Here is a 19874-nt window from a genome sequence, read left to right on the forward strand (position 1 = left end):
ACATGGCTGAATTTCACGAAGTTTCCCCCAACGCCCCCGCCGGCGAGAAGCTGCTCAACTGGGTCGACAACCGTTTCCCGCTGACCAAGCTCTGGAACGACCAGTGGGGCAAGTACTACGCACCGAAGAATTTCAACTTCTGGTACATCTTCGGCTCGCTCGCGATGCTGGTCCTCGTGATCCAGATCGTGACCGGCATCTTCCTCGTCATGCACTACAAGCCCGACGCGAACCAGGCGTTCGCATCGGTCGAGTACATCATGCGCGACGTGCCCTGGGGCTGGCTCATCCGCTACATCCACTCGACGGGCGCCTCGGCGTTCTTCATCGTGGTGTACCTGCACATGTTCCGCGGCCTCATGTACGGCAGCTACCGCAAGCCGCGCGAGCTGATCTGGGTGTTCGGCTGCGCGATCTTCCTGTGCCTGATGGCCGAAGCCTTCATGGGCTACCTGCTGCCCTGGGGCCAGATGTCCTACTGGGGCGCCCAGGTGATCGTGAACCTGTTCGCTGCCATCCCCTTCATCGGTCCTGACCTGGCCCTGCTGATCCGCGGCGACTACGTCGTGAGCGACGCCACGCTGAACCGCTTCTTCAGCTTCCACGTCATCGCCGTGCCGCTGGTGCTGCTCGGCCTCGTGGTGGCCCACCTGATCGCGCTGCACGAAGTGGGTTCGAACAACCCCGACGGCATCGAGATCAAGGCCAAGCGCGGTCCCGACGGCCATCCGCTCGACGGCATCCCGTCGCACCCGTACTACACGGTGCACGACATCTTCGGCGTGGTGGTGTTCCTCACGATCTTCTCGGCAGTGATCTTCTTCGCGCCTGAAGCCGGTGGGTACTTCCTGGAGTACAACAACTTCATCCCAGCCGACTCGCTGAAGACGCCGAACCACATCGCTCCGGTCTGGTACTTCACGCCGTTCTATTCGATGCTGCGCGCCACCACCGACGACATGGTCAACGTGTTCGCGCTGATCATCGCGGCCGCCGCCGTCTGGAACTTCATCAAGGGCAAGTCGGGCATGGGCCTCAAGGTTGCCGCCGTGGTCGTGGCCGCCGTCGTGATCTTCCTGCTCAAGACCTTCGACGCCAAGTTCTGGGGCGTGGTCATCATGGGCGGCTCGGTCATCATCCTGTTCTTCCTGCCGTGGCTCGACCACAGCGAAGTCAAGTCGATCCGCTACCGTCCGAGCTGGCACAAGTATGTCTACGGCGTGTTCGTGTTCTTCTTCCTGATCCTGGGCTACTTGGGCATCCAGGCGCCCGGCGTCTGGGGCAACCTGGTCATCGGCTCGTTCGCCCTGGACATCGCCCAGACCATCTCGCAGATCGGCACGCTCTTCTACTTCGGCTTCTTCCTGCTGATGCCGTGGTGGAGCCGCAAGGGCGAATTCAAGACCGTGCCCGAGCGCGTGGTCTTCGCCGCCCATTGATGCGCGCGCAAGTGCAAGAGAGCTTGAGAGAAACACGATGAAGAAAAGAATTTCCGGCTGGCTCGCTGTCATGGGTCTGGCACTGGGCCTGACCTTCTCCGCGGCCGCATCCGCCGAATCGGGCGGTCTGGCGTGGGACAAGTCGCCCAACAAGACCACCGACGTGGCGGCCCTGCAGAACGGCGCCAAGCTGTTCGTCAACTACTGCCTGAACTGCCACTCGGCCGCCTTCATGCGCTACAACCGCCTGCAGGACATCGGCATCAGCGAGCAGCAGATCAAGGACAACCTTCTGTTCACGACCGACAAGGTCGGTGAAACCATGAAGGCCAACATCGACGCGCGCCAGGCCAAGGAATGGTTCGGCACCACGCCGCCCGACCTGACGCTGGTCGCACGTTCGCGCGCCGGCCACGGCGGCACGGGCCCCGACTACCTGTACACCTTCCTGCGCAGCTTCTACCGCGACGACACCAAGGCCACCGGCTGGAACAACCTGCTGTTCCCGAGCGTCGCCATGCCGAACCCGCTGTGGGAACTGCAGGGCGAGCGCCTGCCGGTGCACGCCAAGGTCGAGCAGCATGGTCATGCCACCGACGTGTTCACGGGCAAGTGGGAGCAAGTGACCCCCGGCACGCTGACCCCGGTGCAGTTCGACAGCGCAGTGGGCGACCTCGTCGGCTACCTGCAGTGGATGGCCGAGCCGGCACAGAACACCCGCGTGCGCATCGGCGTCTGGGTGCTGCTGTTCCTGGCCATGTCGGTGGTTTTCGTATGGCGACTGAACGCCTCGTACTGGAAAGACGTCAAGTAATTCCGTTCACGCCGACCGGGCGCCTCGTGCGTCCGGTCCCACAGAGTGGGTTGCCCAGGCGACCCACTCTTTTTGATTTTTAGGAGTCTCTCGCCATGATGGTCTTGTATTCAGGAACGACCTGCCCCTTCTCCCACCGCTGCCGCTTCGTGTTGTTCGAAAAGGGCATGGACTTCGAGATCCGCGACGTCGATCTCTATAACAAGCCCGAAGACATCAGCGTGATGAATCCGTACGGCCAGGTGCCGATCCTGGTCGAGCGCGACCTGATCCTGTACGAGTCGAACATCATCAACGAGTACATCGACGAGCGCTTCCCGCATCCGCAGCTGATGCCCGGCGACCCGGTTGACCGCGCCCGCGTGCGCCTGTTCCTGCTCAACTTCGAGAAGGAACTGTTCGTGCACGTCGCCACGCTCGAGAACCGCACCGCCAAGGGCAACGAGAAGGCGCTCGAAAAGGCCCGCTCGCACATCCGCGACCGCCTCACGCAACTCGCGCCCGTGTTCCTCAAGAACAAGTACATGCTGGGCGACAACTTCTCGATGCTCGACGTGGCCATCGCACCGCTGCTCTGGCGCCTCGACTACTACGGCATCGACCTGAGCAAGAACGCGGCACCGCTGCTGAAGTACGCCGAGCGCATCTTCTCGCGCCCGGCCTACATCGAAGCACTGACGCCTTCCGAAAAGGTCATGCGAAAGTAAGTAAGCTGCGTGCTTGCTTCCTTCGTTTTTCGCCGCCTTTCATGATCAACGCGCTCGAGTCCTCTTCCACCCGCCCGTACCTCATCCGGGCGCTGTACGAGTGGTGCACCGACAACGGGTTCACGCCCTATGTCGCGGTGCTGGTCGACGACACCGTCCAGGTGCCGCGCGAGTACGTGAAGAACGGCGAGATCGTGCTGAACATCAGCTTCGACGCGACCAGCTCGCTGAAGCTGGGCAATGACTTCATCGAGTTCAAGGCCCGCTTCGCCGGCACGGCGCGCGAGATCAGCGTGCCGGTCGGCCGCGTGATCGCGATCTACGCCCGTGAGAACGGACAGGGCATGGCGTTCCCGGCCCCCGTGCCGACCGCCACCACGTCCGACGATGGCGATGACGCCACCACGGCCGCGGCTTCGCCGAACAGCGCGCCGCGCATGCCGCTGCGCGATGCCTCGCGCGGCACCGAGGGCGACGCCAGCAAGGTGTTCCACCTGGTGACGGGCGAAGAGGGCGACGAGACGGTCGACGCCGGCTCGGCGCCTTCCGACCCGACCGACGAGCCACCGCGCCCGCCGGCCGGTGGCGGCGCCCGGCCGTCGCTCAAGCGCGTCAAGTGACGACGCGGTCGGCTCCAAAGCCGGCCGCTTAGAATCGTCGCCAGCACTGCTTTCTTTCAGCCGCTTTAGCTCAATTGGTAGAGCACCCGCCTTGTAAGCGGAAGGTCGTCAGTTCGATTCCGACAAGCGGCACCAATCAAAAAAGCCCGACAACGTCCTGCGTTGCCGGGCTTTTTCTTTGTCTCCGTCGACCTGTCCGGCGGTCCGGACCGGCCGCAGAAGCCGACGGAACGCCGCGGATCAGCCCACCTCCACCGTCACCCGCAGGAACGTCGCGGCGATCAGGCAGGTGTTGGGGTACTGGCTCTGGTTCTGGCTCTGGAACAGCGTCACCAGTTCCGCACGCAGGTCGTCGGTGCGCCCCGCCTGGGCTGCCGCGTCGAATGCGTTCATGGTCGGGCCGTAGAACTGCCGAAAGGTGTCGACGAACTCTGCCGGTGAACCCTTGAAGTCGAAGATGTAGCTGTCGCGTTCCCAGCTGATGGCCTCCGAAGCAACGCCCGCCGCGCCAAAGCGCTCGATGATGTTCGGGGTCGAGCCCCAGCCCATCGGGCTCACGAAACCCTCGGGCGGCGGGGGCGCATACGACGAGCTGATCTTCAGGATCTGCGCCACCAGCGTGGGGTCGTTCGGGATCCAGTTGCCCATGAGGATGCGGCCGCCCGGGCGCGTGACTCGCACCATCTCCCGTGCCACGTCGAAGGGCTTGGGCGCGAACATGGCGCCGAACATGCTGATGACGAGGTCGAAGGACTTGTTCTCCAGCCGCAGCTCGCAGGCGTCCCCTTCCTCGAACCGGCAGCTGGCCGACAGCCCGGCCTGGGCCGCCCGCCGGTTGCCCGCGGCGACCAGGTTGGCGGCGATGTCCACGCCCAGCACCTGCGCGCCGAGCTTGGCGGCCGGGATGGCGGTGTTGCCGTCGCCGCAGCCGAGGTCCAGCACCTTCATGCCGGGCGTGATGTGCGCGTGCCGCACGACGTCTTCACCGCTCTCGCGCATGCTCTCGGCGATGCGGGTGAAGTCGCCTTTCTCCCAGAGGGCCTTGTTCGGGTTCATGACTTCACCTTCTCGATCATGTGGTCGATCACGTGCGTGTGCTCGTGTTGCGGGCTGAACATCACGATCTCCGCGTCGGCGTCGACCTTGACGTTGTGGCCAGGCGGCCAATAGAACAGGTCGTTGGTCTGGACGGTCTCCTGCTCCCCGGCGTCGTCGGTGGTGGTGATCTGGCCCTTGAGCACGAACCCCCAGTGCGGGCACTGGCAGGAGTTGTGGTTGTTCAGGCCCTGGAAGAGCGGCGTCGTGTCGACGCCCGCCGATAGCGTGAAGTACTCGCCGCTGATCTTGCTGTAGCCGGTCGCGTCGCCGAAATTCAGACGCTGCCGGATCAGGGCACCGGGAATTTCCATCTTCACGTCGACTGCGTCTTTTGCGATATGCATGAGGTACTCCTTGAGGGTCCGCGGGCGCGAGGGTGATGCGTCTATTCGTTGCACCCGCCAGATTCGATAGACGGCATACTGATGCTCCACGCTTGGCGTTCCTGAAACGTTCCCGGCCCGTGCCGGTGGAAAGGAATCGCGATGTCGCCCCCACCGACTCCGTCGTCCGAAGCCGTGTCCATCCGGCTGCTGGGCCCGTTCCACCTGAGCGTGGCCGGCGACGACCCGCAGATTCCACCAGTGCCGCTGACCCGGCGCGCCGCCGAGCTGCTGCAGCTGCTGGCGCTGCAGCCCGGACGTAGCTTGGCGAACGAGCAGGTGGTGGAGGCCCTGTGGCCGCACCTGGACCCCGACGCGGGCAGCGCCAACCTGCGCAAGGCCGCACACCACGCGCGCCAGTTCATCGGCCAGCCCGACGCCCTGGTGCTGCGAGGCGGCCGGGTCTTCCTGCTGCCCGACCATGCGGTGGCGTGCGACGCCGAGCAGTTCGAACGCGCAGCGGACGAGGCCCTGCGCAGCGGCGATCCGCAGGCCTGCAAGGCGGCCGCACAGCTCTACGGTGGCGACCTCCTGCCGGACGCCCGCTACGAAGCCTGGACCGAGGCGCCGCGCCAGCGGTTGCGCGACAAGTTCCTGCGGCTGCTGCGCCAGACCGGCGACCTGGAACGGCTGGTGCGCGAAGACCCCACCGACGAGGCGGCCCATGTCCAGCTGATGCGCGAGGAACTGGCGGCCGGGCGACGCTCTTCGGCGCTGCGCTGGTACGGCCACCTGCGCGACCATCTGCAGCAGACCCTGGGCATGCGCCCCGGCCCGTCGGCCGAGGCGCTGTACCGCGAATGCGTGGCGGGCCTGGAAGGCGCCGCGCCGCGTTTCGTCGGCCGTGCCATGGAGCTGGTGCGCGTCCTGGGGTGGCTGCGCGCCAGCCTCGCGGGCCGGCCGGGGGGCGCGGTGGTGCGCGCGCCGGCGGGCATGGGCAAGACCGCGTTCTGCCGCCGCGTCGCCGAAGAAGCGCGGGGCCTGGGCTGGCAGGTGCGCTCGTTGCAGGCCGGCGACTGGACCCGGCCCTACGGCATCGCGGCCGACCTGGTGGAGCCCTTGCTTGGCGAACTGCCCGACGCGGCGCAGGCCATCGGTGCGCACGCCCAGGCCGTGCTGGCGCAGATGACCACCCCGGGCGACGTGAAGCCGCTGGCCCTGCCGCTCGGGCGCCACCAGATGGTGGGCGCCGTGCGCCGGCTGCTGCTGGCCACCGCCGCGCAAAAGCCGGTGCTGCTCATCGTCGACGATGCGCACGCGGCGGACGATGCGAGCGCCCAGGCGCTGACGCAACTGGCGGCGAGCGGCCCCCCGGTGTTCGTGCTGCTCGCATGCCGGCACGCGCTGCCGCCGCTGCTGGATCGGAACACCTCGCGCCTGCAGCGTGCCGGCCAGCTGGAAGCCCTTGAACTGGGACCGCTGTCCGAGGAAGAAGCGGCGCTGCTCGCGGCCCGTTCGGCCGACGCACCGATGACAGGCGAGGCCGCCACCGCCATCGCCCGTCGTGCCGAAGGCCTGCCGTTTGCGGTGGTCGAGCTCGCGCGCGGTGCGGCCACCTCAGACGGCGCCACGGCGGTGATGTCCCGCAGCCTGTCGTCGGCCCTGGCCGAACGCCTGTGCGACCTGGACCCCGGCACGACGGAGGCCGTGCGCCGGTTGGCGCTGTCGGCCGAAGATTTCGACGTGGCCACGGCCGTGGCCCTGGCCGCCGACGAAGGCCACGACGCGTTGGCGCGGCTCGACCAGGCGCTGGCCGCGGGCGTGCTGGTGGTGGCCGATGGCCGCTACCGCTTCCGCCACGCACTCGTGCGGGACGCGCTGGTCGAAGGCATCCCGCCGCACCGGCGTGTGCTGTGGCATCGCGACGTGGCGGCGCGGCTCGCGCAGGGCGGTGCGGCACCGGGCCTGGTGGGCCATCACTGGCTTGCCGCGGGCGATGCCGAGCGGGCGATGCCGTGTGCGCTGGCGGCTGCGCGCCAGGCCTTTCGCCTCGGCGCCTACGAGGACGTGTTGCGCCATGTCGAGCCGCTGCTCGCGCACCGGGCGGCGCAGCCGGAAGCTTTGGCGCTGCGTGCGGAGTCCCTGGACGCGCTGGGCCGGCCCGGCACGTTGGCCGCCTACGATGCGGCCGCCGCCGTTGCTCCGGAGGCGCTGTCCCACGAACTGCGCGCCAAGCGGGCCCTGGCGCAAGTGAAGATGAGCGACCCGCCCGGAGCCCTGCAGTACCTGAAGGATGTGCACCCCACCACGGTGGCGGGGCGCCTCGCCGAAGCGCTGGCGTACAGCGGCGCGGCGGCCCTGGGCTTCGGGGACCCCGCCGAAGGCACGCGCCGGTCGGCCGAAGTGCGCCGGATCGCCTTGGAGACCGGTGACGAAGGCACGCTCGTGATCGCCTCCTGGTCGCAGGCGGCGGCGGCGCACGCGCGCGGCGACCTGCACGGCAGCGTGTGGGCCGACCTCAAGGAGACGAGCCACCTGCCGCAGCTGGCGGTGCGCGTGTTCGACGGCCATCTGTGCATCACGCAGCGCTTCCTGTACGGCTCGCGGCCGTACGCCGAGGTCATCGCATTCGCCGATGCGCTGGCCACGGAAGCGCAGCGGCTGGGCGCGGCGCGCGGGCATGCGTTCGCGGTCACGCTGCGCGGCGAGGCCTGGCTGCTCAGCGGCCAGCTCGACGCCGCCGAGCAGGACCTCGTGGCCGGCGGGCGCATGCACCGCGCGATCGGCGGCGCGACGGGCGAAGCACTGTCGCTGCAGCGCCGCTCGGAACTGGCGATCTACCGCGGGCAGATGGACCGGGCGCGCGGCCTGCTCGACGAAGCGCTCGACGTCGCGCGCCAGTCCGACGTCGGCTTCCACCTGCTGGACCGTATCTACGGCACCCGCATCGCAATGGCCACGCAGCCCGACGCCGCGCTGGGCGTGCTGGAGGAGGCCGAGGCCAACGTGCGCGGCCCGTTGGAAAGCTGCCCCGGCTGCCGCATCACCTTCGCCATCCCGGCCACCATCGCGGCCGCGAGAGCGCACGAACTGGACCTGGCGGCCAGCCACCAACAGCAATCCGAATACCTGGCCAACGTGGTGATGAAGCTGCCGGCCTGGTACGCGTCGCTGCACGAGGCGCAGGCCCACATCGAACGGGCCTCGGGCCGTGTCGCTGCTGCGCGCGAAGGCTTCGCCGCGGCGGCGCGGGAGTTCCACGCCTGCGGCCATGCGCTGGACGCCGCGCGCTGCCGGGAGTTGGCCAGCTAGGAAGTCCGCGCGGCACCGGCGTGACGAGCGGCGGATGCCCTGGCAGATGGCCCGGCGACGCCCCTCAATACCGCTGTCAGGTGCCTTTCAGCGGGGGCGCAAACATCAGAGAGACGCTGCGCCGCCTGAGCCAGGCCGGTCTCACGCCTTGCGCACGAATTCCGACTTCAGCTTCATCGCGCCAATGCCATCGATCTTGCAATCGATGTCGTGATCGCCATCGATCAGGCGGATGTTCTTCGCCTTGGTGCCGACCTTCACGACCAGCGACGAGCCCTTGACCTTGAGGTCCTTGATGACGGTGACGGTGTCGCCGTCGCTCAGCACGTTGCCGACCGAATCCTTGATGACCCGCCCCTCATCGGCCGCGCTTTCGGCGGCTTCGCCCGAGGCGGACCATTCGTGAGCGCATTCGGGGCAGACAAGGTTGAGGCCATCTTCGTAGGTGAATTCCGAATGGCATTGGGGGCAAGGGGGCAGGGTGCTCACGGCGGTAGGTAGGGTCCGTATCGGTTGAAGGACGTGGATACTAGCCTGCCCTCATGGACGCAGGTCCTGTTCCTGTTGGCCGCAGCGGCTCAATCCAAGGTGTCGAAGAGCCGGAAGATCCACGACAGCTGGTAAGCCAGCGTGCCCGCGACGAAGGCCGTGTGAAAGCGTGGGTTGGCGGAGCGGGCCGCCGCGATGCACAGGCCCACGAGGATGGGCGTGCGGATGAGGTACTCCATCGCAAAGCGGGCGAAGTGCGCCTCGCCCTTGATCAGCGTGTCGACCACGTCGAGCAGGTAGGTGGCGGCCAGCAAGCCGAAGAACCACGCGCGGCGGGCGTAGAAGTAGTCGCGGTAGCTCGCGTAGTCCTGCATGCTGTCGGGAAAGAGCAGCGCGCACAGCAGGAACAGCAGGATCGCGTAGCTGACGATGAAGGCGTAGGTGCCGAAGGTCCAGCTGTCGATCTGGTACAGGCCGAACTCCCACCACCAGAAATGCACCAGGGCCAGCAGCACCGAGGCGACCCAGGCCAGGTGCACGGCGTAGAGCCGGTACTGCGTCGGGTGCTGCACGATGCGCGCGACGCCCGACAACAGCCGGGTGACGCCCAGTCCGATGACCATGCCCATCACGACGCGGATGTGCGGAAAGATGTCGTGGGCCGAGATGGCTTCTTGCTGCATGCGAGAGTGCCCGGTCGAATGGATGGGCCTCCAGTCTAGGCCGCCTGCGTCACACCTCCGCGCCTTCGACCAGAAAGCGCAACCGTCGCACCCCTTGCCACTCGTCCGCATCCAGCCGGAACGCCAGCTTCACGCGCGGCGGCAGCGGCTCGGTGTGGCTGAACCAGATCGCGTCGATGGGCTGGCCCTGGTGCTTGAGCTTGAGCGCCAGGTGCTTCTCGCCCACCAGCCGCTGCGACACCACCTCGACCTCTTCGCTGAAGGTGGGCGGCGCAAAGCCCTGGCCCCAGACCTCGCGGTGCAGCGTGTCGACCAGGTCGATGCGCATGTACTCGCGCGCGATGGGCCCGTCGGTCTCGATCTGGCGCGTGAGCGCGGCCTCGGCCAGCCATTCGCCGGCGACCTGGGCCAGGGCGCGCTCGAAGACGGGAAAGTGCTCGCGCGCCACGGTGCAGCCCGCGGCCATCGCGTGGCCGCCGAAGCGCAGCAGCACGCCGGGGTGGCGCTTGGCCACGAGGTCGAGTGCGTCGCGCAGGTGAAAGCCCGGGATCGAGCGGCCCGAGCCCTTCAGCTCCTGCTCCTTGCCCGGCGCCGCGCTGGCCGCGAACACGAAGGTCGGGCGATGGAAGCGGTCCTTGATGCGCGAGGCCACGATGCCCACCACGCCTTCGTGAAAGTCCGCGCCGAACACGCTGATGGCCGGCGGCGGCGCTTCCACGCCTTCGCCGTCGGCCGCGAACAGCGACTCGGCCAGCAGCAGCGCCTGGTCGCGCATGCCGCCCTCGATGTCGCGCCGCTCGCGGTTGATGCCGTCGAGCATGCGCGCGAGTTCGTCGGCGCGGCCGGCGTCGTCGGTCAGCAGGCATTCGATGCCCAGCGTCATGTCGGCCAGCCGGCCGGCCGCGTTGATGCGTGGGCCGAGCGCAAAGCCGAAATCGAAGGTGGTCGCGGCCGAGGCGGTGCGCCCCGCCGCCTTGAACAGCGCCGCCACGCCGGCCGGCATTGCGCCCGCGCGGATGCGGCGCAGGCCCTGCGCCACGAGGCGGCGGTTGTTGGCGTCGAGCTTCACCACGTCGGCCACGGTGCCCAGCGCCACCAGCGGCAACAGCGCATCGAGCTTGGGCTGGGTGGCGGTGTCGAACACGCCGCGCGTGCGCAGTTCGGAGCGCAGCGCGAGCAGCACGTAGAACATCACGCCGACGCCGGCGATGCTCTTGCTTTCGAACTCGCAGCCGGGCTGGTTCGGGTTGACCATCACGTCGGCCAGGGGCAGCTCGGGGCCGGGCAGGTGATGGTCGGTCACCAGCACCTGCAGGCCGCGCGCCTTGGCGGCGGCCACGCCCTCGACGCTGGCGATGCCGTTGTCGACGGTGATCAGCATGTCGGCGCCGGCAGCGGCCACGCGCTCGGCGATGGGCGGCGTCAGGCCGTAGCCGTCCACCACGCGGTCGGGCACGAGGTAGCTCACGTGCTTGCCGCCCAGCAGGCGCAGGCCGCGCACGCCGACCGCGCAGGCGGTGGCGCCGTCGCAGTCGTAGTCGGCCACGATGCACAGGCGCTTGTCCTGCGCGATGGCATCGGCCAGCAGCACGGCGGCTTCGCGCGTGCCGCGCAGCGTGTCGGGCGGCAGCAGGCGCGCGAGGCCGTCGTCGAGCTCGTCCTTGCCGCGCACGCCACGCGCGGCAAAGAGGCGCGCCAGCAGCGGGTGCACGCCGGCCTGTTCCAGCGCCCAGACGGTGCGCGGCGGGATGTCCCGGGCAATGATCTTCATAGGGACTCCAGCACCTGGGTGGCGCGGTTGCGGTCGAACAGGCCCTTGGCCCAGCGGGCGAGGCCGCGCGGCTGCACGGTGAAAAGCTGTGCGCCCCGGTCGCCGCACAGCGAGAGCGCCACGTCGGCGCCGCGCGTCAGCTCAGCGAGCAGGCCGGCGACGGCGCCCGCATCCAAGGCCTGCCAGGCAGCAGCCCAGGCCAGGCCGTCGTCGCGCAACGCGGCATCGCGCAGCGCGAGTTCGACGACCGGCGTGCGCGACAGGGGTGGCGAGGGCAGGGCGCCGTCCTTCAGGACGCCGGTGCCGCTGAGCCAGAACGAATTGATCGGCGGCACGCCGCGCGCGGTGCGCTCGTCGTTCACGCGCTGCGTGTACAGCAGCATCTGCATCTCGTTCTGCAGCCGGCGCAGCGGCCGCGAGACATCGCCCAGCGGCGACCATTGCGAAATGGGGTACCCCACCGCGCGGTCGATGGAGGCCGTGGCCAGCCCGTCGAAGATGGGCGCGCGGGCGAGCCAGCGGCCCGGTGTGTCGGAGGGGTACAGCGCGATGCCGTCTTCCTCGAAGAACGGGTCAGCAACGGTCAGCAGGGCCATCGACTCGGCGGCGTCGATCTCGATGGCGCTCGGGTCGCCCAGCGCCACGTCGTCGATGCCGACCTGCCAGTTGCACAGCGTCACCTGGCCCCAGGCCTCGTGGTCGCCGGGCGCGGCCAGGCCGGTCTTGCGGGCTTCGAGCGCGGCCCAGGGAATGCAGCCGTCGTCGGCGGGGGGCAGGCCGAGCGCGCGCGCCAGGGCGCGTTCGTGCGGCGGGGAGCGGGTGCTGTCGTCCTGCGTGTCGGTGTCGGCGAGCGTCAGGCGCAGCAGCAGGGTTTCGAGGTTCGGCAGCCGCAGGGTCGCAAGCGCCGCGCGGCAAGCCGGGGAACCGCGGCCGGCAAAGGGAATCAACAGATGACGTGGGAGGGGTTCGGCCATTTCCCTATTGTCCGGGATGCCACAATTCCACCGTATGACCTACCCCCTCGCTCCTCACCCCGAGTATTTGCCGCCCCCCGCGGGTGCGCCCATGCCCCTTGAGGCCACGGGGCGAGGCCGCTGATGCGATTCCCCTACGAACTGCAGCTCGGCTGGCGCTACACGCGCGCAGGCCGTGCCACGCGACGCAACGGCTTCATCTCCTTCATCTCCGGCGTGTCGATGCTCGGCATCGCGCTGGGCGTGGCGGCGCTGATCATCGTGCTCAGCGTGATGAATGGTTTCCAGAAGGAAGTGCGCGACCGCATGCTCAGCGTGGTGTCGCACATCGAGATCTTCTCGCGCGACGGCCAGGCCCTGCAGGACATCGACGCCATCATGGCCGACGCCCGCAAGAACCCCGAGGTGATCGGCGCGGCGCCGTTCATCAACACGCAGGCGCTGATCGCGCGCGGCGAAGACATGAAGGGCGCGATCGTGCGCGGCATCGACCCCGCGCTCGAGCCTGAGGTCACCGACACCGGCGGCATCGCCAAGGGCGGCACCTTCGACAAGCTGGTGCCGGGCGAGTTCGGCATCGTGCTGGGCATCGAGCTGGCGCGCTCGATGTTCGTGCAGCCCGGCGACCAGGTCACGCTGGTGGCGCCGGGCGGCCAGGTCACGCCGGCCGGCGTGGTGCCGCGCCTGAAGCAGTTCACCGTGGTCGGCGTGTTCGACTCGGGCCACTACGAGTACGACTCGGCGCTGGCGATGGTGCACGAGAAAGACGCGGCCAAGGTGTTCCGCCTCGAAGGCCCGACCGGCATCCGCCTCAAGCTGAAAGACCTGCACGAGGCGCGCGAGGTGGCCGACCAGCTCGCCGTCACGCTGCCGGGCCAGTTCCTCATCCGCGACTGGACGCGCCAGAACAAGACCTGGTTCGCGGCCGTGCAGGTCGAGAAACGCATGATGTTCATCATCCTCACGCTGATCGTCGCGGTGGCGGCCTTCAACCTCGTCTCGACGCTGGTGATGACCGTGACCGACAAGCGCGCCGACATCGCCATCCTGCGCACGCTGGGCAGCTCGCCGCGCAGCATCATGGCCATCTTCGTGGTGCAGGGCGCCATGGTGGGCGTGATCGGCACCGTGGGCGGCCTGCTGCTGGGCCTGGGCATTGCCTACAACATCGACGTGATCGTGCCCTTCCTGGAGCAGCTCTTCCACGCCAGCTTCCTGCCCAAGGACATCTACCTGATCAGCAAGATGCCGAGCGATCCGCAGCAAAGCGACATCATGCCGATCGCGATCATTTCCCTCATCCTGGCCTTCCTGGCCACGCTGTATCCGAGCTGGCGCGCCAGCCGCGTCAATCCTGCCGAGGCCCTGCGCTATGAGTGATGTCGTCCTGAAGGCCCGCGGCCTCACCAAGCGTTTTCACGAAGGCCGCATCGACCTCACCGTGCTGCACGGTGTCGACCTAGACGTGCATGCCGGCGAAACGCTGGCCATCGTCGGCGCGTCCGGCTCCGGCAAGAGCACGCTGCTGCACCTGATGGGCGGGCTCGACGCACCCACCGCGGGCAAGGTCGAACTGCTCGGCAAGGACATCGCGCATGCCGACCCCGCCGAGCAGGGCCGCTTGCGCAACCATCACCTGGGCTTCGTCTACCAGTTCCATCACCTGCTGCCCGAGTTCAGCGCGCTCGACAACGTCGCGATGCCGCTGAAGATCCGCCGCGTCGAGGCCGGCGAAGCGTCGCAGGCCGCGGCCAAGATCCTCGCCAGCGTGGGCCTGGGCGAACGCCTGCACCACCGGCCGGCCGAGCTGTCAGGCGGCGAGCGCCAGCGTGTGGCCATTGCGCGTGCGCTGGTCACGAAGCCGGCCTGCGTGCTGGCCGACGAGCCCACCGGCAACCTCGACCGCAGCACGGCCGACGCCGTGTTCGCGCTGATGCTCGACCTCGCGCACCGGCACCGCACGGCCTTCGTGATGGTCACACACGACCAGGACCTGGCCAAGCGTTGCGACCGCGTGCTGCAGCTGGTGGCGGGGCGGCTGGCGGGCTGAGCCTCAGCGGTCGGCGAGCGCCCACGACCGCAGGTCGAGGCGCAGCGCGTCGCTGGCGAGCTGGTGCGCGATGGCCTGCGCGATCGCTTCGGGCGTGCGCGCCATCGTCGCGATGCGGTGGCCGTCGAGCCCGGGCGCGGGTTGCTGGAACGCGGAGTGCATCGTGCGCACCATCGTGTCCATCTCCGGCCCCGAACGCTGCCGCACGCGCGCCAGCGCTTCCTCGAGATCGACCTCGAGCAGCGCGTACGCGACCTGCGTGCCCGTTGCCTCGAATTCGCGCGCGACCAGCGGCAGAAACCACGGACCGAACACGCCGTCCAGGCACACCCGGTAGCCGTCCGCCGCGAACGATGCGGCTGCGCGGCACACGGCCCGGATCACGGCCGTGTTCTGCGCGTCGGCACCGGCGCGGTAGGGCGGCACGGGGTGCGCCGGAAAGTCGTAGAACAGGTCGGAGGGCAGGTGCAGGCCGCGCGGATCGGCCTTGGCCAGCAGCGCCGACACCGAGGTCTTCCCCGAGCCCGGCGGCCCGGAGACGATGACGACCCGGCTCACTGCGCGACCTCTTCGGGCTGCGCCGCCTCCAGGGGCAGCACGCACAGCACCTTGCCGCCCAGCGTGAGCACGAGGCCGAGCTGGCCGCCGAGGTGCACGAGCTGGCAGACGGTGCGCGGCGTCGATGCCGTGGTCGCTGGAGCCGACGCAGAGACGGCGCGCGTCGGTGGTGCGCGCAGCAGGGCCAGCAGCGGCGCGGCTTCGCACTGCAGGAGCGCCTGCCGGTACGCCTGGAAATGCGCGGCCGATGCGGGGCGCTCGCGCTCTTCGTCGGCCGGCCTGTCCTGCCGCAGCCGCAACAGCGCGCGATGCACCTGCTGCCGGCAGGCCGCCTCGGTCTTGCCGCTGGCCCGTGCGATCTCCTTGAAGCTGGCCTCGAAGACCTCGTGCAACAGCAGCGCGGCACCGTCAGCGGGCGACAGCGTCGAAGCGAGCAGCCGCAGCGCACGTTCGACCGACTCGGCCTGCATCGCATCGGCCTGCGCCGACGGCGCTTCGGGGGCATGCGCCTCGCCCGCATCGCGCAGCCAGCGCCGCATCCAGTCCTCGCGCCGCAGCCGGTCGATGGCCAGGTGGCGCATCACCGTGGTCAGCCACGCCTGGGTCGACGCGGGAGGCGCGGCATCGCCGGCTTCGAGCGCGCGCAGGTAGGTGTCCTGCACCACGTCCTCGGCCTCGGCGTGCGTGCCCAGCAGCCGCGCCGCGGTGCGAACCAGCCGGCTTCGCAGCGCAGGCAATTGCGAGAGATAGCGTTCGTCGAGCATCGGCGCAGCTTGCCACAGCAGGCGCAATGTCACGAAACTGTGGGCTTGTTCGTCAAGACAGTTCAACCACAGGAGCTTTCTTCATGCAGCCCATGTTTTCAACACTGGAAACCGACGACGACACGCCGCCCGCGGCGACGGCCGAGCCGCGCAATTCCTACCTCGAGGAAAAGGCGTTCAAGTCGCGCACGCTGCTGATCTTCGGCAGCATCACCGACAGCGTGGCCGCCGACGTCACGCGCCGGCTCATCGCGCTCGATGCCGACAGCGGCGAGAAACCCATCGACATCCTCGTGAGCTCGCCCGGCGGGCACCTGGAGTCGGGCGACGCCATCCATGACGTGGTGCGCTTCATCAGCGCACCGGTGCACATGATCGGCACCGGCTGGGTGGGCAGCGCGGCCACGCACCTGTTTTTGGCGGCGCCGCGCGAGCGCCGCGTGTGCCTGCCCAACACGCGCTTTCTGATCCACCAGCCCAGCGGCGGCGCGGGCGGGCAGGCGACCGACATCGCGATCCAGGCGCAGGAAATCATCAAGGCCCGCCAGCGCATCGCGCACGAGATCGCGCGCGAAACCGGCAAGCCCATCGATGTGGTGCTGGCCGACATCGAGCGCGACCGCTGGCTGTCGGCCACGGAGGCCGTGGAGTACGGGCTGGTCTCGCGCATCGTGCAGCGCAAGACCGAGTTGCGACCGAGCTGACCTGATCAGGCCTTCGGCTTGTAGGCGACGACGTCGATCTCGACTTTCGCATCGACCATGAGGCGTGCCTCGGTGGTCGAGCGCGCCGGCTTGTTTTCACCGAAGTAGCTCATGTAGACGCGGTTGAAGGCACCAAAGTCGCGCGCGTCGTGCAGCCAGACGGTGCTCTTGCACACGTCGTCGAGCGTGGCGCCGGCCAGCGCGAGCACGGTCTTCAGGTTCTCCATCACCTGGCGCGTCTGCACCTCGATGCCGCCGGCCACGATCTCGCCCTGCGCGTTGGCGGGCACCTGGCCCGACACGTAGACGAAATCGCCCGCGCGCACGGCGGGCGAGAAGGGGCGGGCCTGGCGGTCGGAAGCGATGGGCGGGGCGCCGAGGTATTCGAGGGGCATGGGAACTCCTGTGAGTGAGAGAGGTTGAGTGGGGCGGGTGAGGGCCGCAGTATCCGCCTGATTTGAAAGACTTTTTCAGAATAGCCCCTCAACAAGGGTTAACACGGATGATTTGGCATGAAGTCTGCTTCAGAGTTCAGCCTAGAAAGAAAATTTCTTTCATAAATCAGTCCGCCCCATGAAGGAGTTCTCCATGTCTCACGCCGGTCTTGTCCAGCGCCTGCCCCGCCTGTCGAAGCGCAGCCTGCTGGGAGCTTCCCTGCTCGCGATGCTGTGTGCCGCACTGCCTCACCCCAGCGGCCACGCGCAGGGCCCGCGCAACTTCGCCACGCTGGCGATGGTGGCCGAGCCGCAGACGCTCGACCCGATGGCCTCCACGGCCGACCTGGTCGGAACCATCATGCAGCACGTGTACGAGACGCTGTACACCTTCGACGCCAAGTGGAACGTGGTGCCGATGCTGGCCGAAGGCATGCCCAAGATCTCGGCCGACGGCAAGACCTACGCCATCACGCTGCGCAAGGGCGTGGCGCTGCACAACGGGCGCGAGCTCACGGCCGACGACGTGGTGGCCAGCCTGCAGCGCTGGATGGACCAGTCGCCGCGCGGCAAGGCCGTGGGCAAGGAAATCGAGAGCCTCAAGGCCAAGGGTCCGCTGGGCGTGGAGATCGTGCTGAAGGCGCCGTATGCGCCGCTGCTGTCGCAGCTCGCGCTGCCCAGCGGCATGGCGGCCATCATGGCCAAGGATTCCATCGCTTCGCCGCTGAAAGACTTCGTCGGCACCGGCCCCTACAAGTTCAAGGAACGCCGCCCCGACCAGTTCGTGCTGCTCACGCGCTTCGACAAGTACGCCGCGCGCAAGGAGCCCGCGAGCGGCTACGGCGGCAAGCGCGAAGCGGCCATCGAAGAACTGCGCTTCGTGCCCGTGCCCAACGCCAGCACGCGCGTCGAAGGTGCACTCGCGGGCCAGTACGACTTCGCTGACCTGCTGCCGGTGGAAGCGCTGCCGCGCCTGGAGAAGGCCGGCGGCAAGACGCTGCCGATCATGACGCCGTCGTTCGGCTTCCCCTACCTCGTGCTCAATACCAAGGAAGGCGTGGCCGCCAACCCGGCGGTGCGCCAGGCCGTGCAGACCGCGCTGGGCCAGGGCGAGATGCTCGCGGCCGGCTTCGGCGACACGCGCTTCTTCGTGGCCGAGGCCAACCACTTCCCCAAGGGCTCGCCGTTCTACTCGGCGGCCGGCGCCGACCACTACAACCAGCGCAACGCCACCAAGGCGAAGGACGCCGCGGCCAAGGCCGGCTACAAGGGCGAGCCGATCCGCGTGCTCACCAGCCGCCAGTACGACTTTCACTACAACATGTCGCTCCTGATGGCCGAGCAGCTCAAGCGCGCCGGCTTCAAGGTCGACCTCAACGTGGTCGACTGGGCCACGCTGGTGCAACGCCGCAACGACCCGAAGCTGTGGGACATCTACGTGACCCACTCGGGCCAGTTCCCCGAGCCCATGCTCTCGCCGCCGCAACTGGGCGACGGCGCGCCCGGCTGGTGGGATTCGCCCGCCAAGAAGGCCGCACTCAGCGCCTTCAACACCGAGAGCGACCCGGCCAAGCGCGGCGCGCTGTGGGGCAAGGTGCAGCAGGTGGTGTACGACGAGGTGCCGTACATCAACGTCGGCAAGTTCAACGGCCTCTCGGCCAAGAGCCCAGCGCTGGACAACTACCAGCCTGCGACCTGGCCGTTCTTCTGGAACGCGAAGATCAAGTAAGGCCGCAAGCACCGCCATGCCGTCGCGTCGTCAACTTCTGCAAGTCAGCGCACTGGCCTCCGGCCTCGGCGCCCTCGGACTCAAACCATCCATGGCCACTCCCGCTCAAGCCACCACTTCGGGCCCCGTGTACGCCTACGTCGGCACCTACAGCGACGGCGGCAAGCCGTGGCGCGGCGGGCGCGGCCTGGGCGTGCACCAGTTCGTGGTGGACGGCGCGACCGGTGCGCTCAAGCCCATCCCCGGTGCACCACCGGCCGTGGCCAGCGCGGGCAGCGATGCCAAGCTGCGCAACCCCGCCTCGCTGGCGCGCCACCCGACGCTGCCGATGCTCTACGCGGCCAACGAGTTCGAAGCCGGCTCCGTCTCGGCCTTTCGCATCGGCGCGAACGGCGCGCTGTCGTTCGTGGCCGAGATGCCCTGCGGCGGCAAGGACCCGGCGCACCTGAGCGTGCACCCCGACGGCCGCTTCGTGTTCACCGCCAACTACGCCAGCGGCGACGTCAGCGTGATCGCGCTGCGCGCCGACGGAAGCTTCGACACCGACCGCGCCGCCGTCGTCTACAAGGACGTCGCTGCCTGCGGCGCCACGCCCTGCAAGCCCGGTGCCGACGTGGTGCCGCTGGCCGCGCGTTCGCACGACGGCTTTGCCACCAGCGACCACGACGGCCCGCACGCCCACATGGTGCAGGCCGACCCGGCCGGCAACTTTGTGCTCGTGGCCGACCTGGGGCTCGACCGCGTCATCTCGTACCGCTTCGATCGCGCCACCGGCGTGCTGAGCCAGCCGAGCACGGTGGCCGTGTCCGAAAGCTCGGGCGCGCGCCACTTCGCCTTCCATCCGAACGGCAAGTGGGTCTACCTCGTGAACGAAGAGGCCTCGACCATCGCCTTCCTGCGCTACGACGGCGCCACCGGCGTGCTCACGCTGGTGAGCGAAATCTCGGCGCTGCCGGCCGGCTTCAAGGGCACCAGCTACGCCTCGGGCATCCGCATGCTGCCGGGCGGCACGCACTTCGTGTCGCTCAACCGGCTGCACGATTCGATCTCGATCTTCAAGGTCGATGCGCGCACCGGCGCACCCACGCTCGTGCGCGAGGAGTGGACGCGCGGCAACTACCCGCGCAGCTGCACGCTCGAGCCGAGCGGGCGCTTTCTCTACGTGTGCCACAACAAGCAGGGCGACAACGTGACCATCTTCCGCGTGAAGAAGAACGGCGACGTGCAGTTCACCGGCCAGTACGTGGCCGTCGGCAGCGCCGCCGCCATCGAGTTCTCGTCATGATCAAGAGCGCATCGCTTCGCTACATTGCCTCGCGCGCGGGCGGCATGCTCATCGTGCTGGCGTTGGTGGCCGTGCTGGTCTTCGTGCTCACGCGCGCCGCCTCGGGCGACCCCATCTCGG

At 68.5% G+C, this 19874-nt stretch carries 19 protein-coding genes, 1 tRNA gene and 1 pseudogene; 12 read left to right on the plus strand and 9 right to left on the minus strand.

The features are described from left to right. Window positions 1-2 precede the first annotated feature (2 nt). The 5 genes from VBO01S_RS10330 (at window position 3) to VBO01S_RS10350 (ending at window position 3715) form a co-directional block, all read left to right on the plus strand. A complete protein-coding gene (locus VBO01S_RS10330) occupies window positions 3-1439 on the plus strand; it encodes a cytochrome b (RefSeq protein ID WP_062473679.1) in 1437 nt (478 codons plus the stop codon). Window positions 1440-1476: 37 nt separating this feature from the next. Beyond that, window positions 1477-2253, plus strand: a complete 777-nt coding sequence (locus VBO01S_RS10335) for a cytochrome c1 (protein WP_062473681.1) — start codon at window positions 1477-1479, stop codon at window positions 2251-2253. A gap of 95 nt (window positions 2254-2348) precedes the next feature. Next, on the plus strand, window positions 2349-2960 hold the full coding sequence (locus tag VBO01S_RS10340) for a glutathione S-transferase N-terminal domain-containing protein (RefSeq protein ID WP_062473683.1): 612 nt from the start codon (window positions 2349-2351) through the stop codon (window positions 2958-2960). Window positions 2961-3001: 41 nt separating this feature from the next. Next, window positions 3002-3580, plus strand: a complete 579-nt coding sequence (locus VBO01S_RS10345; protein ID WP_062473685.1) for a ClpXP protease specificity-enhancing factor — start codon at window positions 3002-3004, stop codon at window positions 3578-3580. A gap of 59 nt (window positions 3581-3639) precedes the next feature. Next, a tRNA-Thr gene (locus VBO01S_RS10350) sits at window positions 3640-3715 on the plus strand. A gap of 105 nt (window positions 3716-3820) precedes the next feature. Here the strand turns inward: VBO01S_RS10350 and VBO01S_RS10355 are convergent. After that, window positions 3821-4636 (minus strand): class I SAM-dependent methyltransferase, encoded by an 816-nt coding sequence (locus tag VBO01S_RS10355; RefSeq protein WP_062473687.1) that lies wholly within the window; start codon window positions 4634-4636, stop codon window positions 3821-3823. Next, window positions 4633-5022 carry a cupin domain-containing protein gene (locus tag VBO01S_RS10360; protein ID WP_062473689.1) on the minus strand — a complete coding sequence of 130 codons (390 nt, stop codon included), beginning with the start codon at window positions 5020-5022 and terminating at the stop codon, window positions 4633-4635. The genes VBO01S_RS10355 and VBO01S_RS10360 overlap by 4 nt, the downstream gene beginning before the upstream one ends. A gap of 141 nt (window positions 5023-5163) precedes the next feature. Here VBO01S_RS10360 and VBO01S_RS10365 point away from each other — a divergent pair, with 141 nt between their 5' ends. Then, window positions 5164-8313, plus strand: coding sequence for an ATP-binding protein (locus VBO01S_RS10365; RefSeq protein ID WP_062473691.1), 3150 nt, complete (start codon window positions 5164-5166; stop codon window positions 8311-8313). A gap of 141 nt (window positions 8314-8454) precedes the next feature. Here VBO01S_RS10365 and VBO01S_RS10370 read toward each other — a convergent pair whose 3' ends face one another. The 4 genes from VBO01S_RS10370 to VBO01S_RS10385 form a co-directional block, all read right to left on the minus strand. Then, window positions 8455-8802, minus strand: coding sequence for a zinc ribbon domain-containing protein YjdM (locus VBO01S_RS10370; RefSeq protein WP_062473693.1), 348 nt, complete (start codon window positions 8800-8802; stop codon window positions 8455-8457). Between the two features lie 89 nt (window positions 8803-8891). Then, a complete protein-coding gene (locus VBO01S_RS10375; protein WP_062473695.1) occupies window positions 8892-9485 on the minus strand; it encodes a hypothetical protein in 594 nt (197 codons plus the stop codon). A gap of 49 nt (window positions 9486-9534) precedes the next feature. Next, window positions 9535-11256: a single-stranded-DNA-specific exonuclease RecJ gene (gene recJ / locus VBO01S_RS10380; RefSeq protein ID WP_062473697.1), complete on the minus strand. Its 1722-nt coding sequence runs from the start codon at window positions 11254-11256 to the stop codon at window positions 9535-9537. Beyond that, the gene (locus VBO01S_RS10385) at window positions 11253-12230 is read right to left on the minus strand and encodes a hypothetical protein (RefSeq protein ID WP_062473699.1); all 978 of its coding nucleotides are present in this window, start codon (window positions 12228-12230) and stop codon (window positions 11253-11255) included. The genes recJ and VBO01S_RS10385 overlap by 4 nt, the downstream gene beginning before the upstream one ends. Before the next feature lie 123 nt (window positions 12231-12353). Between VBO01S_RS10385 and VBO01S_RS10390 the strand changes: the two genes are divergently transcribed. Both VBO01S_RS10390 and lolD read left to right on the plus strand, forming a co-directional pair. Next, window positions 12354-13610: a lipoprotein-releasing ABC transporter permease subunit gene (locus VBO01S_RS10390; RefSeq protein ID WP_062473701.1), complete on the plus strand. Its 1257-nt coding sequence runs from the start codon at window positions 12354-12356 to the stop codon at window positions 13608-13610. Continuing rightward, window positions 13603-14280 carry a lipoprotein-releasing ABC transporter ATP-binding protein LolD gene (gene lolD, locus VBO01S_RS10395; protein ID WP_062473703.1) on the plus strand — a complete coding sequence of 226 codons (678 nt, stop codon included), beginning with the start codon at window positions 13603-13605 and terminating at the stop codon, window positions 14278-14280. Before VBO01S_RS10390 ends, lolD begins: the two co-directional genes overlap by 8 nt. A 3-nt stretch (window positions 14281-14283) precedes the next feature. Here lolD and VBO01S_RS10400 read toward each other — a convergent pair whose 3' ends face one another. Both VBO01S_RS10400 and VBO01S_RS10405 read right to left on the minus strand, forming a co-directional pair. Further along, complete coding sequence (locus VBO01S_RS10400) at window positions 14284-14838, minus strand: AAA family ATPase (RefSeq protein WP_062473705.1); 555 nt, start codon at window positions 14836-14838, stop codon at window positions 14284-14286. After that, window positions 14835-15635, minus strand: coding sequence for a sigma-70 family RNA polymerase sigma factor (locus VBO01S_RS10405; protein ID WP_255221092.1), 801 nt, complete (start codon window positions 15633-15635; stop codon window positions 14835-14837). The genes VBO01S_RS10400 and VBO01S_RS10405 overlap by 4 nt, the downstream gene beginning before the upstream one ends. Before the next feature lie 50 nt (window positions 15636-15685). On the opposite strand from VBO01S_RS10405, the gene VBO01S_RS10410 reads away from it, so the two are divergent. Continuing rightward, window positions 15686-16306: an ATP-dependent Clp protease proteolytic subunit gene (locus tag VBO01S_RS10410; RefSeq protein WP_062473707.1), complete on the plus strand. Its 621-nt coding sequence runs from the start codon at window positions 15686-15688 to the stop codon at window positions 16304-16306. Between the two features lie 5 nt (window positions 16307-16311). Here VBO01S_RS10410 and VBO01S_RS10415 read toward each other — a convergent pair whose 3' ends face one another. After that, window positions 16312-16701 (minus strand): RidA family protein, encoded by a 390-nt coding sequence (locus VBO01S_RS10415; RefSeq protein ID WP_062473709.1) that lies wholly within the window; start codon window positions 16699-16701, stop codon window positions 16312-16314. Window positions 16702-16894: 193 nt separating this feature from the next. On the opposite strand from VBO01S_RS10415, the gene VBO01S_RS10420 reads away from it, so the two are divergent. From VBO01S_RS10420 to VBO01S_RS33210, 3 genes and pseudogenes are all read left to right on the plus strand, one after another. After that, complete coding sequence (locus VBO01S_RS10420) at window positions 16895-18469, plus strand: ABC transporter substrate-binding protein (protein ID WP_062473720.1); 1575 nt, start codon at window positions 16895-16897, stop codon at window positions 18467-18469. Between the two features lie 91 nt (window positions 18470-18560). Then, entirely contained in the window at window positions 18561-19754 is a 1194-nt protein-coding gene (locus VBO01S_RS10425; protein ID WP_255221093.1) for a lactonase family protein, read from the plus strand. After that, window positions 19751-19874: pseudogene (locus VBO01S_RS33210) on the plus strand (ABC transporter permease); the annotation flags it as partial. The gene VBO01S_RS10425 and the pseudogene VBO01S_RS33210, both read left to right, overlap by 4 nt.

Origin of the sequence: Variovorax boronicumulans NBRC 103145, assembly GCF_001591345.1 — a bacterium.
GTDB lineage: Bacteria > Pseudomonadota > Gammaproteobacteria > Burkholderiales > Burkholderiaceae_C > Variovorax > Variovorax boronicumulans.